Source organism: Salipiger mangrovisoli, assembly GCF_015223355.1.
GTDB lineage: Bacteria > Pseudomonadota > Alphaproteobacteria > Rhodobacterales > Rhodobacteraceae > Salipiger > Salipiger mangrovisoli.
The window spans coordinates 150,356-165,843 of record NZ_JADFFK010000014.1 but is presented as its reverse complement, the minus strand read 5'-3'; the positions used below and the strand labels follow the sequence as shown (position 1 = coordinate 165,843).

Annotated in this window: 14 protein-coding genes and 1 pseudogene; 1 reads left to right on the top strand and 14 read right to left on the bottom strand. The window is 66.0% G+C overall.

The annotated features are described in order from the left end of the window. Positions 1 to 72: 72 nt before the first annotated feature. The 13 genes from IQ782_RS18535 to IQ782_RS18475 all read right to left on the bottom strand — a co-directional run bounded on the left by IQ782_RS18535 (position 73) and on the right by IQ782_RS18475 (position 13,728). Positions 73 to 495, bottom strand: a complete 423-nt coding sequence (locus IQ782_RS18535; RefSeq protein ID WP_194136154.1) for an AroM family protein — start codon at positions 493 to 495, stop codon at positions 73 to 75. 33 nt (positions 496 to 528) lie between these two features. Beyond that, positions 529 to 1,725: an NAD(P)/FAD-dependent oxidoreductase gene (locus tag IQ782_RS18530; protein ID WP_194136153.1), complete on the bottom strand. Its 1,197-nt coding sequence runs from the start codon at positions 1,723 to 1,725 to the stop codon at positions 529 to 531. Between the two features lie 10 nt (positions 1,726 to 1,735). After that, a complete protein-coding gene (locus tag IQ782_RS18525; protein ID WP_194136152.1) occupies positions 1,736 to 2,104 on the bottom strand; it encodes a hypothetical protein in 369 nt (122 codons plus the stop codon). A 27-nt stretch (positions 2,105 to 2,131) separates the two neighbouring features. Next, entirely contained in the window at positions 2,132 to 3,427 is a 1,296-nt protein-coding gene (locus IQ782_RS18520) for an FAD-dependent oxidoreductase (protein WP_194136151.1), read from the bottom strand. Further along, the gene (locus tag IQ782_RS18515; protein ID WP_194136150.1) at positions 3,424 to 5,379 is read right to left on the bottom strand and encodes an oxidoreductase; all 1,956 of its coding nucleotides are present in this window, start codon (positions 5,377 to 5,379) and stop codon (positions 3,424 to 3,426) included. Before IQ782_RS18515 ends, IQ782_RS18520 begins: the two co-directional genes overlap by 4 nt. 1 nt (position 5,380) lies before the next feature. Further along, entirely contained in the window at positions 5,381 to 6,541 is a 1,161-nt protein-coding gene (locus IQ782_RS18510) for an NAD(P)/FAD-dependent oxidoreductase (protein ID WP_194136149.1), read from the bottom strand. After that, on the bottom strand, positions 6,538 to 8,790 hold the full coding sequence (locus IQ782_RS18505) for a GMC family oxidoreductase (RefSeq protein ID WP_194136148.1): 2,253 nt from the start codon (positions 8,788 to 8,790) through the stop codon (positions 6,538 to 6,540). Before IQ782_RS18505 ends, IQ782_RS18510 begins: the two co-directional genes overlap by 4 nt. Then, positions 8,790 to 9,563 carry an amino acid ABC transporter ATP-binding protein gene (locus IQ782_RS18500; protein ID WP_194136147.1) on the bottom strand — a complete coding sequence of 258 codons (774 nt, stop codon included), beginning with the start codon at positions 9,561 to 9,563 and terminating at the stop codon, positions 8,790 to 8,792. The genes IQ782_RS18505 and IQ782_RS18500 overlap by 1 nt, the downstream gene beginning before the upstream one ends. Before the next feature lies 1 nt (position 9,564). After that, positions 9,565 to 10,227: an amino acid ABC transporter permease gene (locus IQ782_RS18495; protein WP_194136146.1), complete on the bottom strand. Its 663-nt coding sequence runs from the start codon at positions 10,225 to 10,227 to the stop codon at positions 9,565 to 9,567. Between the two features lie 3 nt (positions 10,228 to 10,230). Continuing rightward, complete coding sequence (locus tag IQ782_RS18490) at positions 10,231 to 10,896, bottom strand: ABC transporter permease subunit (RefSeq protein ID WP_194136145.1); 666 nt, start codon at positions 10,894 to 10,896, stop codon at positions 10,231 to 10,233. A gap of 10 nt (positions 10,897 to 10,906) precedes the next feature. After that, positions 10,907 to 11,803, bottom strand: coding sequence for a substrate-binding periplasmic protein (locus tag IQ782_RS18485; protein ID WP_194136144.1), 897 nt, complete (start codon positions 11,801 to 11,803; stop codon positions 10,907 to 10,909). 81 nt (positions 11,804 to 11,884) lie between these two features. Next, positions 11,885 to 12,778: a tripartite tricarboxylate transporter substrate-binding protein gene (locus IQ782_RS18480; protein ID WP_194136143.1), complete on the bottom strand. Its 894-nt coding sequence runs from the start codon at positions 12,776 to 12,778 to the stop codon at positions 11,885 to 11,887. A gap of 227 nt (positions 12,779 to 13,005) precedes the next feature. After that, positions 13,006 to 13,728, bottom strand: a complete 723-nt coding sequence (locus tag IQ782_RS18475) for a GntR family transcriptional regulator (RefSeq protein WP_194136142.1) — start codon at positions 13,726 to 13,728, stop codon at positions 13,006 to 13,008. A 567-nt stretch (positions 13,729 to 14,295) separates the two neighbouring features. On the opposite strand from IQ782_RS18475, the pseudogene IQ782_RS18470 reads away from it, so the two are divergent. Next, a pseudogene (locus IQ782_RS18470) lies at positions 14,296 to 14,445 on the top strand (IS5/IS1182 family transposase); the annotation flags it as partial. A 78-nt stretch (positions 14,446 to 14,523) separates the two neighbouring features. Here the strand turns inward: IQ782_RS18470 and IQ782_RS18465 are convergent. Continuing rightward, positions 14,524 to 15,303 (bottom strand): DeoR/GlpR family DNA-binding transcription regulator, encoded by a 780-nt coding sequence (locus tag IQ782_RS18465; RefSeq protein WP_194136141.1) that lies wholly within the window; start codon positions 15,301 to 15,303, stop codon positions 14,524 to 14,526. Positions 15,304 to 15,488 lie beyond the last annotated feature (185 nt).

Sequence of the window (15,488 nt, the reverse complement as noted above, 5' to 3'; positions counted from 1 at the left end):
CCGAAGATCGACGATGACCGCCAGCCTCGCGATCAGCGACGCTCGCGGCTTCCTACACCACGCCGCGGGGCACTATCCGAACATGATCTCGCGCGGGTGGATCAGCATCGTGCGGGCGTTGAGTGCGCCTTCGGGAAACTCTGCGGCGCAGGCCAGAAGGACCATGTCCACGCCGTCTTCCTCCTCCAGTTTCTCGATCGCCTGCTGCACGAGTCCGGTGGCGAACTGCAGGTCGTAGAACCGGTGCTCCCAGCCATCGCCCATGTGGTTGCCCTTGGCGCCGGGAACGTGGACATGCGCCCCGAGGTTGGGGGTGGACTTGTCGACCTCATGCGGGTCGAGCTCGGCCAGCGACAGCCCGTCGTAGATGTGGCGCAGGGTGATCGTGACATCCGCCCCGAGCGATTTGAGGAACAGCCCGTGGTAATGCAGATACTCGTCTCGGGGGCCGTGGCCCGTGGTGATGATGCCGATATGGCGCTTCGCTTTGGACATTTGGAAACTCGTTCTTGGTCTTGGTAAGGGGGTTCAGCCGGCGAGGTTGACGGTCATCGGCTCCGCGGGCGGAAGGTTGTCTGGGTTGGCAAAACGGGCGGGATCGGTGTGCGGATCCGGCGCGGCACCCAGTACGATTCCGGCGGTTCGCGCGGCGCCCTCGGGGCTCATCATCACGCCGTGTCCGCCGTATCCGGTGTTGAGAATGACCCGCGGCGTCTCGGGCAGGGCACCGATCAGCGGCAAGCCGTCGCCGGTGACCAGCAAGCTGCCCGACCGGATGTGCCCGCCGTGGATCTCATGGCTGCGGCGGCCCCAGAACGGGACCAGCGGTGCCACGGTCGCGATGGCCTGTGCAAGATAGTCCGGATCGACCGGCGGATCGTCGGTGAAACTGTCCAGAAACAGCGTCGAGCGGAACGAGGCGGTCATCCGCGCGCCGCCATGATCCGGGCGCCAGAAAGAGCCGAGATCGGAATCGATGGTGGCCGGATGCTCCGGGTCTACGCCGTCGAGCGTGACATATTGGATTGCCGAACGTGACAGCCGCAATGGCAGAGATTGGTTCAGTCCGACCAGCAGCCCGGGGAGCCGCGCGGCGGTGGCAAGCACGATCTGGCCTGTGTGAATCTCGCCGAGGGTGGTGCGCAGGGTGACGGATTCCTTGCCGGGGCGGGTCACGAGCAGATCGCAGCCGAGCAGAATATCCGCCTCCATGGTCGCAAGGTAGCCTTTGATGATGCGGTCGATCTCGACGACGCCGTCATCCGCGCGAAACGCGCCGCCCGCGACATCTTCCGAAAGGCTTGGGACCTTCGCGCGCAGTGCGGTCGGCTCCAGAAAGGTGACGTCGTCGAGCCCGGCTGTCTGCTGCCGCAGAACCCGGTCCCGCAAGAGCGCAGCGCCGGTCGCGCTGCGGCTCGCGTAAAGATAGCCGATCGGCCGGTACCCCGCGTCCTGCCCGGTGTGTCCGGCGAAGTCGCGGTAGAAATCGATCGAGGGCCGCGCCAGCGCGATGGAACCGGGGTGCTCCCATTGCGCCCGCACGCCTTCGCCCGAACGTCGCGAGGCGAGCATCGCCAACGCCGGGAGGCGCTCGATCAACAGCGGGCGCACGCCGCGCTGCGACAGCGCCCATGCGGTGGCGAGCCCGGCGATCCCGCCGCCCACAATGGTCACATCGGGACGGGCAGGAAGGTCGGCCAGTGAGGTCAGGAAACGTGCGGGCATCGGGAGGGCCTTACATGTCGCCGGCTTCTTTGGACGGCGTCGCGCAGACCGCGACGACGAGCCCGGCCTCGCCGATGATGTGGCGGTAGCGGTAGGTCTTCGGCAGGTACATCGCGTCGCCCTGCTTGAAGTGATGGGTCTCGCCGGTGGCCTCGACGATCTGTTCGGACCAGCCATGCAGGCAGTAGAGGATCACCTCATGCTCGCCATCGCCTTCGACCAAGACGTCGAAATGCGGCATGTAGGTTGTGATGTGGAACGACATGGGCGAGCCATGCAGCTTCTTGGTGATCAGCCGGTGGCTGAATTCCTTGCCCTCGTGAACCCAGGTGAAGGCAACGTCTTCCTGGCGGGACCACTGGATTTTTTCTTCGGTCATCGGGTCTTTCCTTGTTGAAGATAGGTGTCAGGTACGGCGGCTGTCGAACCGGTCGCGCAGCGACGACCACGGCAGCCAGAGATGCGGCCCGAGGCCCGACAGACGGGCCATCGGGATCGGGCGAGGCGGGGTGATCGGCAGCGGCAACGCCTCGGTGCCCGAGGCACCGGCCAGCCAGCGCCCGAGATCGCGCCCCAGGGCGGTGGTCAGGGCAACGCCGCGCCCGTTGCAGCCGATCACGCCGATGAGGCCGGGTGCGAGCTCGGTGATCCGGGGCAGCGCATCCAGCGTCGCAGCGATGGTGCCGGTCCAGACGTGCTCGGCCCGAAGCGGTGGGCAGTCGGGGATAAAGGCCCTGAGCCGCGCCAGAAAACCCCGGCGGGCGAGGCTGTCACGCCCCGGAAGCGGCGCGACCATGCCACCGGTGATCAGCCGGTCATCTTCGGTCCAGCGCAGCGCAAAGGTGTGGCGCCTTGTGTCGGCGACCGGCGCGCAGGCAGGAAGAATGCGCTGGCGCAGCTCGGTTGGCAGGGGCTGGGTTGCTACCTGGTAGACCTTCACCGGAACGATGGTGTCGCGCATCCGAGGCTTCAGCCCGCCGATCATCGCGTTGGTGGCCAGCAGCACACGCGGGGCCGTGACACTGCCACCCGCGGTCGTGGCGCGCCATTGCTCGCCGTGGCGTTCAAGGCGCAGCGCCGGGCTGTCGCAGTGCAGGGCGACGCCGGTGGAGAGACAGGCCCGCGCCAGCCCTCGCGCATAGGACAGAGGATTGATCTGCCCGCCGCTCGCCACGCGCAGGCCACCGTGCAGGGCCGGCAGGCCCGTCAGTGCCAGCATCTCGCTCCGATCGAGAAACTCGACCGCGACACCCGCCGCCCTGAGGGCGGGCAGACGACCCTTCAGCATCGCCTCGGCCTGCGCGCTGTGACCGGGCTGCAGCCAGCCGTTGCGGGCCGTGGCCACGTCCATGCCGAAGCGATCGATCAGCCCGAAAACCGCGTCTCCCGACCCGGCAGCCAACCTGAGCAGGCGTTCGGAATGAGGCTGGCCGAGCGCCGCTTCGACCTCGGCCGGACCCAGCGCGGACTTCAGGCTGGGGACCACGAACCCGGTGTTGCGCCCCGAAGCGCCGAAGCCCGGTCCCTGCGCTTCGATCAGCGTGACGGAGAGCCCGGCTTCGGCGGCGTGCAGCGCAGAAGACAGCCCAAGGAAGCCGCCGCCGATGACAAGAAGATCGGCGTTCCGCTCACCCTGCAGGGGCGACACCTTGGGCGCGGGCGCCGCCAGACCCGTCCAGAGCGAACCGTTGTCCTCGCTCACAGCGCGCGTCCCGTCGTCCAGCCGTCGAGGATTGCCGCCTCGGCGTCGCGCGGGGCATAGGCGTCGCCGATCACCGTGACCGGGCAGGGCAGGTGTTGCAGATCGGACGAGAGGCGCGTGTCCGGCAGGCCTGGCAACGCGGCAATGACCGTGTCCGCCGCGATCCGCTCGGTCACCGTGCGGGTGAAGATATTCTCCAATTCGACGCGCCCGTCGGTCATGCGCCGCGGTTTCAGCATCGGCGCAAGCCTGACACCGGCAGAAAGCACCTCGCGTGTCAGATAGGTGAGGTTCTGGATCTCGAGATGCTGGCCGACGTGCAGCGCGGCGGAGGCGAGCGTCACCTCATGACCCGAGTGCGCCAGCGACAAGGCGGTGACCATAGCGGGCGCCCGGTGCATCCCGTCGAGGATCAGCACCCGGTGACCGATCTTGTCGGACCCTTCGGACCAGGACCGCACCGCCTCGTCGAGCGAGAGTACCCTGTCCGGCGCCGCCCCCGGCAATTCGAGCGGACGGTTCTGCGCGCCGGTTGCAAGCACCACCGCAGAGGGCGCGAGGGCGGTAATCAAGGCGGCATCGGCACGGCTGTTCAGGCGGATGTCGACGCCGAGCCGTTCGAGCTCTGCCGTTTTGAAGGCGATGAGCCGGCTCCACTCGCTGCGGCCAGTCGGCCGCCTCGCAAGATCGAGGCGACCGCCGAGACGCGCCGTGGCCTCGATCAGGATCACCTCGTGACCGCGCAGGGCAGCCTGCAGGGCCGCCTCCATGCCGCCGGGACCGGCGCCGACCACCACCACGGGGCCGGTCCGAGGCCGCGCGGCGGTGACCGGTTCCACCTCGCGGCCCGTGCTTGGCGTGGCGATGCAGCTGATGTGCCGCCCGCGGTAGAGCCGCCCGAAGCAGGCCTGCTCACAGGCGATGCAGGGGGTGATGCGCTCTGGCTGGCCGGCTCGGGCCTTGGCAGGTAGATGCGGGTCGGCGATGAGCGCGCGGGCCATGCCTGCCATGTCGGCATCGCCCTGCGCAAGCATCTCCTCGGCGAATTCGGCGGTATGGATGCGCGTGCCGTGGATGATCGGGATATCGACGCGGTCCTTGATCTGCCGCGCCAAAGAGCGGAACGGCCCCGGCGGCAGGCCCATGGGGGGTTCATGCAGCATGTTCGACACCAGATTGCCGTCGGTCCCGGCGCTGACATCGACGAAATCCAGCGCCCCGGCCTCGACCAGCCAGGGCACGACCTCGGCCATGTCTGCGGCGGTCAGTCCGCCGGGCACCAGTTCGTCGCCCGACACCCGCACGCCAAGCGGCACTTCCGGACCGATCCGGTGACGCACTGCCGCAAGAATTTCACGGGCGAAACGGCTGCGGCTCCACAGATCGCCGCCGTAGGCGTCGGTGCGATGGTTCGACAGCGGCGACAGGAACTGCTGCACCAAGAGGCCGTGCCCGCAATGCACCTCGATCCCGTCGAGACCGGCCCGCAGGCAGCGCTCTGCCGCATCGGCATGCGCGGTCACGACCGTGGCGATCTCCTCCACCGTCATCTCATGCGCGACTTCGCCGTATTTCTCTTCGTAATCGGCGCTGGCCGACCAGAGGGCCACGGGGCGGGCCGACGTCGCAAACCCCATATGTGACAGGTAGCCGAAGACCTTCGTGCCATGCGCCTGCACGCGGCGCGCCAGTTCGCTCAGTCCTGGGATGATCCGGTCGTCGTAATTGCACAGAAGCCCGGTGATCCCGGGCGACGAGGGGTGCACCTGCTGCGAGCCGAGCATGATCAACCCGACTTCGCCTTTGGCGCGCTCTTCGTAGTAGGCGATCATCCGGTCGTTGGGCGTCCCGTCGGTGGGCATGCCGGTGCCATGTCCGGTCAGGCAGACACGGTTGCGCAGCGTGACGTTGCCCAGAGTGATCGGGGCGGTGAGATTGGGGAACTGCGTCATGTCAGGCCGTGGCAAGGATTGGAGCGTCGCGGAAAGCAGTCATCTCATCCGGCGCGACGTGGGCCGCGCGCCCGGGCGTGAAGGGCGCCAGCAATTCAGCGGTTCCGGTCAGAATATCCTCTGCCACCAGCGCGCCGACGGCGGGGCTGATCTGGAACCCGTGGTTGGAAAACCCGCATGCCAGATAGAGCCCCTCTGCCGCCCGTCCTATGAACGGCAGGCCGTCGATGCTCTGCGCTTCCGTGCCGGCCCATTGATGCGCCAGCTTGTGGCGTCCCAGCCTCGGCAGGATTGCCGCGGCACCCGCCCATTGCGCCGCGGCATGGGCATCGAGCGGCAAGGTCTGCAGTCCGCGCCCGGTGGGCCGCGCGAACCAGCGTCCGCCAATCATGAAAGCGCCGGAGCGCAGTTGTTTCAGCGACAGATTGCGTCCGACAGCGGTGACCGTCGGGGCCAGAATACCGGGCACGGCGAGGTCCGATACCAGCATCTGCAGCCCGCGTGCCCGGATCGGCAGCGCGAGGCCCAGCGGGGCGATAAGCTCCGCGGTCCAGGCACCGGTCGCCACCACGGTCTGCGGGGCCCGCAGCGCCTGTCCACCCGCAAGAGCGCCTGCAACCTTGCCATGTTCCATGAGAAGGTTTGCGGGCGCGCCAAAGTGGCATGCCACACCAAGTTCTGCGCAGGCGCGGGCCAGCGCCTGAGCCGTGCGCCCCGGATGAGCCTGACCGTCGCCGGGGCTGAAGGCGCCGAGCAGAGCGGAACCGGTCACCTCGGGCGCAATGTCCCGGATCTGGGCCGCATCGACCCGCTCGGTGGCGATGCCGCCCGCCGCGTCCGCCGCCAGCCGGGTCTCGATCGCCGGGATCTCGGCTTCGGTCTCGGCAAGGTGCAGGTGCCCCCCCTGCGACAGCTCGAGGTCGGCGCTCAGCGCGTCCTGCAGCCCCGGCCAGAGATCGGCGGCAATCCGGCTCAGGGGCTGTTCATGCGCACTCCGGCCCTGCGCCCGGAGCCCTCCCGCACTGGCCCAGCTGGCAGAAGGCGCGCATGCAGCGCCGCGGGGGTCAACCAGCGCGACGCGGGCGCCTGAACGGGCAAGGTTCCACGCGGTAAAGCCGCCGATCACGCCAGCGCCCATGACGATGCAGTCGAAGGTGCTCATGCGAGTTCTTCCTGTTTGCCAGCGGCGGCGACCTGATCCCGGACGATGGCATCAGCGGCTCTGAGACTGAGAGCGAGAATGGTCAGCGCCGGGTTCACCGGCGGCAGCGATACGAAACTCGAGCCGCCGACGACGGTCAGGCCCGGTGTGTCATGCACGCGGCCAAATCCATCGGTGACAGAGGTCTCCGGATCGTGGCCCATGCGCGTGCCGCCGGTATCATGGGTCGAGATCGGTCCGGTCAGCGCCGGGCGGCGCCAAATCCGGGCGGCCCCCATCTTGCGGGCGATCTCTTCGGCGCGGTCCTGCAGCCATGGGATCATCGCCTTCTCGTTGTCGCCGATGTCGAAGGTGATGCGCACCACCGGACGTCCCAACGCATCGGTCTGCTCGGGATCGAGGTCCAGCCGGTTGTTGGTCGAGGGCAGGATCTCGGGATCGATGAACAGCATCATCGTGGCGTTGTAGGACGCCACGAAGAACTCCTTCCACGCCGCGCCGTAGCGGGGAACGTCGGGCGGAAGAACGCCCGAGGCCTCGATCGGCAGATACTGGTTGAAGGCGGCGACACGACCGCCTCGGATGAAGCCGAGCCCAGTATGATCGAAATGGTCGCAGGACAGGTCGGCGATGGCCGTGGCCTGGGCGGTCGGCCCGATGAAACGGTTGAGCTTGCGGTCGTCGAAGACGGCATAGACCGAGGGCTGCTGTCGGGTCATGTAGTTGCGCCCGACCTGATCGTGGTTGTTGCCCAACCCTTGCGGGTGCGCTTCATCGCGCGAGAGCAGCAGCAACCGGGTGTTCTCGAATGCGTAGGTTGCCAGAACCACCTGACGGCCACGCTGCACGTGGCTCTGGCCATCGGACGTCAGGTAGCGCGCGCCCACTGCGCGCCCGTCCTCGGTGACGATTTCGGTCACGCGCGCGCCGGTCAAAATGGTGAGCAGCCCGCTGTCCAATGCCTCGGGGAGCACCGTGTTCTGCGCCGACGCCTTGGCATCCACGTGGCAGCCAAAGCGTGAGCAGAAGCTGCAATAGGTGCAGGCGTGCCGACCCTTGTGCGGCGCGGTGAGGATCGCGGCAGGCAGGTTGAACGGATGGTATCCGAGGCTTTCTGCGGCGGTGGCAAAGGTCTGACCCAGACCGGAGCGGCGCAGGGCTGGCATCGGGTAGGGGCGCTTGCGAGGGGCCTCGAAGGGATTGCCCCGCGTACGCCCGTTTTCGCGCGGACCGCCGGCATGGCCGGAGACGCCCAGCAGGTCCTCTGCCATGTCGTAATAGGGTTCGAGGTCGGCGTAAGACATCGGCCAGTCGGCCAAGGTGCTGTCCGCCGGGATCGAGGTCTCGCCATACTTGGCGACGGTCTTCGAGCGGACCTCGAAATCATCCTCGTAGAAGCGCATGGCGACCGCGCCCCAGGCCACCGAATTGCCCCCCAGCTCGGTTTCGAGCCCTTGGCTCATCGACGCGCGGCGCGCGGGCGCGCCGGGGCGGAGCCGCCAGGTCGGCACCTCGCTGTTGAATTTCTTTGCGCCGCCGAGGTTGCGGAAGGCGGTGGCCGAGAGCTCGTCCATCGCATGCTCCCGACCGGTGCGGCTGTCGCCAGCTTCGAGGATCACCACGCGTTTGCCCTGGGCGGTCAGGCGATGGGCCATGAAGCCACCGACGAAACCGCCGCCGATGATGACCACATCCGCCTCGGGCAGCGGCTCGGACGCGGCGGTGGTGGCGGGAGCGCTCTCGAGCCGGGCATCCTGGCCGAGGCTATCCAAGGATTGCGGAGCGCGGGCGACCTTGTGGCTGACCTCCTGCTCCTCGGCGCGATAGCCCGGCTGCGCGCCGGGAAAGCCGATCAGTTCCCAGCCCTTGAAGGCATGGTTTCCGCCATGGCGCGGGTCGCAGAAGAGACCCTCGCGCAGATGCCGCCAGATGAGGTCGAAAGCCGAATAGTCAGAGGGGCGTGGCAGGGTGTCGAGGCCCGAGTCATTGGCCTCGAAAAGCGCCAGGATGCCGTCCTGCCGCTCGGTCGGTACGGCGGCGAATTCGCCACCGGCGGCAAGATCCAGCGCCGCGATCACTCCGGTGTAAAGCGGAAGATGTTCGGCATAGGGCCCGCTCAGCGCGCCCAAAACATAGTCCAACGCGCCGATCTCCGAGGCCGAAGGGCTGCCATCCGCGCCAGCGGGAAAGATCCGGTCAAAGAGCGCGGTAAGTGTGGCGGTCTGGGCGGGCGAGAGGGGCGTGGTCATCAGTGGCTCCGCAGGATGCGTTGCAGGAAGGCTTGGGTACGGGGGTGCTGCGGGTTGCGCAGCACCTGGGCGGGCGCTCCGGTCTCGACGATCTTTCCGGCATCGAAAAAGGCGACGCGACTGGCGGTCTGTGCGGCGAAATCCATCTCGTGCGTGACAACGAGCATGGTCATCCCTTCCTCGGCAAGGCTGCGCATGACCGCGATCACCTCGCCGACAAGTTCAGGGTCGAGCGCCGATGTAGGCTCGTCAAACAGCATGAGGCGAGGTTTCATGCACAGTGCGCGGGCGATGGCGACACGCTGCTGCTGGCCGCCCGAGAGTTCAGCCGGAAAGGCCCCTTCACGACCCGACAGGCCGACACGGTTCAGCAGATCCCGTGCGCGCTCGGTGGCCTCGGCGCGGCTGAGGCCGCGCACTGCCATTGGCGCTTCGATCAGATTCTGCAGCACGGTGAAGTGCGGGAAGAGGTTGAAATGCTGGAAAACCATGCCGATCTCGGCGCGCTGGCGGCGGATGTCGCGTTCCGGCAGGACGCGATCCCTGCGGGCACCCTCGCCAAAGCCGATCCGCACGCCGTCGACCCGCACCTCGCCGCTGTCAGGCGGATCGAGATAGTTGATGCAGCGCAGCAGGGTCGACTTGCCCGAGCCCGAGGCCCCGATCACGGCCACGACCTCGCCGCGGTCCATGGTCAGCGAGACGCCGTCGAGCGCGGTGAAATCGCCGTATGTCTTGCGGAGATTGCTTGCGGAGACAAAAGGAGAGGGCATGTCAGCGGGCCAATCTGTAGCGCAGCCGGAGATGCCGTTCGACCCACGCCTGGAAGGCGACGAGCACACCACTGAGCGCGAGGTACAGGACCCCGGCCAGCAGCACGAAGACATAGGGCTGGTAAGTGATCGAAGAGGCGCGGGTGGCCTCGGCGGTAAGGTCTGCGACGGACACCATGGAGGCCAGCGAGGTGCCTTTCACCATGATGATGGCGCGGGTCATGTAGGGCGGCACGATCAGAGGCAGCGCCTGTGGCAGCAACACGCGGCGCAATGCGTGGCCAAACGGCAGCCCGAGCGCGCGGCAGGCGGCGAACTGACCGCGATCGAGCGCCGAAAAACCGCCGCGGATGTCTTCGGACATATAGGCGGCCCCCATGGCAACGAGGCCGATGGTCGCCGCGGTCATCGGCTTCATCCGCAGGCCGAGCTGCGGGCCGCCGTAGAACACGAAGTACAGGACGATGAGCGCCGGCAGCAGACGCACGGCGTTCACCAGCACGGCAAGGGCGCGCGCAAGCGGACGCGGGCCAAGGTCACGTCCGAGTGCAATCGCGGTGGCGATCGGCGTGGCCAGCACGAGCGTGATGACCGACAACTGCACGGTGATCCAGAACCCGGACAGAAGGTCCGGCAGGTAGGGGGCGATAAGCGCGTAATCCATGATCTACCGTCCCGCCCGGCGCCGGTTCGACCAGCGCTCGCCAAACATCTGCAGAAGCAGAAGCACCCCGTCGAGCAGGGCGTAGATCGCGGCGGCGACGATCAGCACCTCCAGCGGCCGGTAGGTGACGACGAAGATCTTCTTCGCCGCATTGGACAGCTCAGGCACTGCCACCGCGGCGGCCAGCGCGGTGCCCTTGAGGATTTCGGTGGCATGCGAGATGTAGGGCGGCAGCGCCGCGGGGATGGTCTGGGGCAGGATGATCCGCATCAGGGTGCGGTGCGCCGGAATGCCGAGTGCGGCGGCCGCTTGTGCCTGCCCCGGCGGGACCGAACGCAGGCCGGAGGCGAAAATCTCGCCGAAATAGAACGACATGTAGGTGGTCATCGCGAGGATTGCCGCCGGCAGCGGCTGAAGTGTCAGCCCCATGATGGGCAGGCCGAAGAAGGCGAAGAACAGCAGCAGCAGCGGCGGGATGCCGCGGAAAACCCAGCTCAGCGCCAGAACCAGCGCGCGCAGCCATGGCTGCGGCGCCAGCCTGAGAAACGCGACCAGCAAGCCCCCCGGTGTCGCGAGGATCAGGACAGCCAGCGTCAGCTGGATGGTGACGCCCGCACCCTTCATGAGTGCGGGCCAGACCTCGGGGATCGTGCTGAAATCGAGTGTCACGTGACGTGCCTCAGTAGCCGATCTTGCCCAGCAGATCGACTTCTGCGGTGGAGGTCGCGTATTTGCCGATCAGACCCGACAGCGAGCCGTCTGCGCGGTAGTTGCCCAGAAGCGTGTTCACCGCGACCAGCAGATCGGGCTCGCTGGCGTTGACGCAGAGGCTCTGCGGGAAGACCTCGAGCGCCGGACCGACCATCATCAGGTCGTCCTTGTTCGGCGCGTTGTCGAGTACCGAGAGCGCGTTGGACAGGTTCATCACCACAACGTTCGCCTGACCGTTCTGCAGACCCAGAAGCGATTCCTGCAGGCCGGGGAAGTCGGTTGTTTCGGCGTCGGGCAGCGCCTTCTTCGCGCCTTCGAAGTAGATCTCGCCGCGCACGCCGCCGATCACCGCGTCCCCGATCTCGTCGAAGCTCGAGAGCCCTCCGTCCTTGAGGGCGATGCCGACGGTGGCGTTGAGGCCGGTCGGCGAGGTCATCAGGAACTGGTCCGATCCAAGACGCTCGGGGTTCCAGGACGCGCCGTCGCAGGCGATATCGAAACGTTTCGCCGCCAGCCCCGGCAGGATACCCGCCCATTCGAGCTGCACGAACTCGATGTCCAGCCCGAGGTCCTCGGCGAGCTTTTCGAAGAGCTCCACGTAGGATCCGGTAAGCTCCGAGGTCGCCGGATCGACGAAGGTGCGGGGCGGAGAGGTGCCGGTGGTGCCGACCGTCAGGACACCCTCTTTCAGCAGGTTCCGGAGCGGCCATGGAGAGGGGTAGTTCTTGACGGGCTGCGCGTCGCCGATCGCCGCCTCGAAGGCGGCTGCCGCGTCACTTGCCGCATCTTGCGCAAACGCCGAGTGAGTCATCGCGGCGCACAGCAGGGCAGGGGCCATCAGCCCCGTCCGAAGGATCGTGGTCATTGGGAGTCTCCGTGTCGGGATATGGGTGGCTCCGGGCTGTGGTCCCGGATGTCCGGTTTGGGGCGATATGCCCGTATCGGGTCAGGCTGGTTCCGGAAAAAGCCGCGCCAGACCCAGATGCTTTTCGTACCAGCTCCATTCCTCTTCGAGGAACGTGCGGAAGGCATCGCCGGGCAGCCAAGCGTCGGCTTGTCCGTTCCGGCTGAGGTAGTCGCGCCATGCCTGCGTGTCGCGCAGCGCGGCAAAGTGGTCGTGCCAGCGCTGCTGCGCCTCGGCCGAGAGACCTCCGGGCGCCATGAGCCCGCGCCAGAGCTGGAAAGTCACCGGCAGGCCCAGCTCGGCGAGCGTCGGCACGTCGGGGAAGCTGGGTTGGCGCTGCATGTCGAGCGCCGCGACGACAGCCATCGTACCCGCCTCCACATGCGGCAGGATTTCCGCGGCGACACCGCAGCCCCAGTCGATCCGGCCTTCGATCAGCGCGTTCCAGACCGCGGGCTCGCTTTCGGTCACGATGAATTCCACATCCGCCTTCGCGCCTTCGGCGATGGCCAGCGAGAGCAAGTGGTTGATGCCCCCTAGGAAGTAGCCGCCTGTTCGGGTCGTGGCCTGCGGCAGTGTTTCGAGGAATGCACCGGGCTCGGCGAGTGGACTGTCCGTCCGCGCAACCACGAAGAAGCGGTCTGCCACAAGGCGGGCGATCGGCGTCAGGTCACGATGGGTCAGAGACATTCCGCGCAGCAGTGGCGCCTGCAGGAAGACCGGAGTGCAGGTCGAGACGAGGTGTTCGTCGCCATGGCAGCTGTCCATGACGTGCATCGAGTCCACTCCTGGATCGTCGCCCTTGGGCAGCAACGCGAGCGCGGCCATCTCGGGAAATCGCTCGGCCTGCGCGCTGCGCAGGGCGTCGGCCATGACCGGGGGAGCACTGCCCGGCGGGCCATGAACGATGAGGGTGTTTGCGCTGAAACGAGTCATGATGTTTCCTTGGAAACGTCTTTGCTATGCCATCTAGTGTTACCCGTGATATTTCAGTTAGCAATCGTAAATTCGTTTATATTTTCGTGATTTTTCGCGCAATCGCAGCGCAAACTGCTCATAGAAATATCACAAAAAAAACCAGGCGTGGCAGGTGCCCAGAAACGCAGACGGCCCGCACATCGGTGCGGGCCGTCGCCGTTCGTCTTACGTATTCTGCGGCCTCCTCAGAGGCTGATGGTTCCGGCCTGGCGGGACATTGCGAGAGATTGGAACAGGCCCTGGCGCGTCAGGTCATTGTGGCGGACCATCAGGTCGCGCGCGGCTTTTCTGTCGCGGCGCGCGAGCGCATCGACAATCTCCAAGTGATCGATGTTGGTCTCGGAGTTCACGTCTCTCATCTGAGCGCCGATATAGAAAAAGCGTTCCAGTTCGTCGATCTGACGGGCCAGGATGTTTACCAGTCGCGAATTGCCCGAAGCGGCGGCGATGGCTATGTGAAACCGACGGTTCGCGGCGATGAAGTTCGCGATCGTCTGAGTTTCTTCCTTCTCGTAGGCGACCACGGCCAGCTCTCTGAGCTCAACGAGCATGTCATCCGTAATCTGTTCGCAGGCCAGCTCGGCGGCACCTGCCTCGAGAATCGTGCGCAGATCGAACAGTTCATTCATGTCGCCGAAGGTGATGGGCGAAATCTGGTAGCCACGGCGCGGAAAGGTGCGGACCAATCCCTCTTGCCGCAGTTGCGCCAAGGCTTCGCGTACCGGGGTTTTGGACACCTCGAACTGCTGCGCGAGCTCGGCTTCGGAGATCTCGAGGCCGGGCGCCAGTTTGCAGGTCAGGATTTCGTCCCGCAGACGCAGATAGACTGTCCGTGTCAGGGACATCTGCTTGCGCTTACCATCTTTGGATGGTGTGTTCTCCGCGGCTCTCGCCAAAATGCTGTCCATTACCCCTCCCATTTGGCGGAACCCGGTCTCAAGGTCACGATAAGATATCGCGTAAGATATTACAAGGGACGGTGCTGGGTCGGATGGCTGGAGCGGGTTTCGTGGTTCCGCAAGTGTCCGCCCGGCATCAGGTTCGGCGTTGGCGCACAAAAATTTCAAAGCCTGCGCGAGCAGATCAGGGCTTTGGCCCAGTCCCTTCGCTTTGCACGGCGGTCAGGCATTTCGGCTGCGCAGAATTGTTCGATGGCTTCCGCCACAGCCTTCCTGTCCGTGTCGCGGGACCTCCGAGCCCCCTGAGGATCGACGTCATGGTTGGCGCTTGGGACGAGGCTGATGCCCGCATCGTCCTTTTAACGGGCGTGCACGTCATCCCAGGTGGCGAGGGTCTCGCGTGAATGAATGTCGCGACGTCGCAGCCCATTCCAGACGAGATTATCGACCGGATGGCGCGCGTGGTCGGGCGCAACGGACAGGCTTTTGGGGAGGCGGGCGGCTTGCTGGCCGGCTGCCCACGGCTAAGGCTTGGCAACAGCCGAACCGCAGTCGTGTGCTAGAAGTCTTGGACATGATCGTCGCCGCTACAAGCGATGCCACCGCATCGAGATCATGTTGGGCAGGCTCAAGGACCGGCGCCGCGTCGCAACCCGCCAGGATCGAAGTCCGAAAGTCTTCCTCTCGGCCATTGCCCTCGCCGCAACCGTCATCTTCTGGCTGTGAAAATCGATGAGCCTGGAGCGTGAAGCACGTGTTTCTGCCCTTTCTGGAATTGATCAGAACACCAGTCGATGGACGTGTTCAAAGCAGGGCAATGCCAGCCGCCTCGAAGGTGCTTCTCAATCGGTCCCGAGGCAGCTGGTTGGTGACCACGTGGGAAACCCGGTCTAGGCCGCAGACCAGATAGGTTGACGTCCGCTCAAGCTTTGACGCATCGCAGACCAGGACAACCTTGCGCGCGACCGACACCATGGCCCGTGCCACCTGCGCCTCGTCTTCGGAGAAGTCGTAGCACCCATCATTGTCGACACCGTGGATTGTCAGAACGGTGATGTCGGGCCGGTAGCGAAGGAGTTCGCTGCAGGTCTGGGGGCCGACCGTCTGAGCATTTTCGGGCCGGTAGGTGCCGCCGACAAGCTGGGCGCGCGATCCATTGTCCGCGCGCGCCACAGCGTCGGCGATCCGCGTCGAATTGGTAACCACGGTTAGGTTCGGGATGCCCGTCAGCGCCTGGGCACAGGCCAAAGTCGTGGATCCGGTGTCCATCATGATGCACTGACCGGGCGTGACAATCCGGGCGAACTTTTTCGCGATCTCGCGCTTCGCGCCGACATTGGCTGCGAGTCGGTCTTCAAACGAGTCTTCGCCGCGCCACTCTACACGCACCGCACCGCCATGCACCTTGCGGACGGCACCGCTTTCGGCCAGCGCACCCAGATCGCGCCGCACGGTTTCGAGCGAAGCCGAGAAGCGGTCCGCCAACTCCTCCACAGAGGCGCGACCAGCCTGCTCGATCATGTCCAGCATTTTCGCGCGCCGCAACTCCGGCTTGGTCGGGCGAGATGGAAATGGCTCGGGCATGGCGTTCCTCCGTGCGGTTGTCCCAACCTATCGCAGGGGGCGCGGCGGGTCCATGCAATAATGACTGATCGGGCATTTATCGATGCGCTATCGGGATGGAATTCGCGAAGTTCGTGCCCGTTAGGAGCGTTATGTCGAGAATCATTTGCCCGAACGGTCAAAATGAGCCATGACAGTCAGCACAT

Coding starts and splice junctions, on each gene's coding strand:
- IQ782_RS18475 (WP_194136142.1), bottom strand. CDS start 13,728: ATGGACAGCATTTTGGCGAGAGCCGCGGAGAACACACCATCCAAAGAT.
- IQ782_RS18535 (WP_194136154.1), bottom strand. CDS start 495: ATGTCCAAAGCGAAGCGCCATATCGGCATCATCACCACGGGCCACGGC.
- IQ782_RS18505 (WP_194136148.1), bottom strand. CDS start 8,790: ATGACCACGCCCCTCTCGCCCGCCCAGACCGCCACACTTACCGCGCTC.
- IQ782_RS18495 (WP_194136146.1), bottom strand. CDS start 10,227: ATGGATTACGCGCTTATCGCCCCCTACCTGCCGGACCTTCTGTCCGGG.
- IQ782_RS18510 (WP_194136149.1), bottom strand. CDS start 6,541: ATGAGCACCTTCGACTGCATCGTCATGGGCGCTGGCGTGATCGGCGGC.
- IQ782_RS18465 (WP_194136141.1), bottom strand. CDS start 15,303: ATGCCCGAGCCATTTCCATCTCGCCCGACCAAGCCGGAGTTGCGGCGC.
- IQ782_RS18500 (WP_194136147.1), bottom strand. CDS start 9,563: ATGCCCTCTCCTTTTGTCTCCGCAAGCAATCTCCGCAAGACATACGGC.
- IQ782_RS18515 (WP_194136150.1), bottom strand. CDS start 5,379: ATGACGCAGTTCCCCAATCTCACCGCCCCGATCACTCTGGGCAACGTC.
- IQ782_RS18525 (WP_194136152.1), bottom strand. CDS start 2,104: ATGACCGAAGAAAAAATCCAGTGGTCCCGCCAGGAAGACGTTGCCTTC.
- IQ782_RS18485 (WP_194136144.1), bottom strand. CDS start 11,803: ATGACCACGATCCTTCGGACGGGGCTGATGGCCCCTGCCCTGCTGTGC.
- IQ782_RS18530 (WP_194136153.1), bottom strand. CDS start 1,725: ATGCCCGCACGTTTCCTGACCTCACTGGCCGACCTTCCTGCCCGTCCC.
- IQ782_RS18480 (WP_194136143.1), bottom strand. CDS start 12,778: ATGACTCGTTTCAGCGCAAACACCCTCATCGTTCATGGCCCGCCGGGC.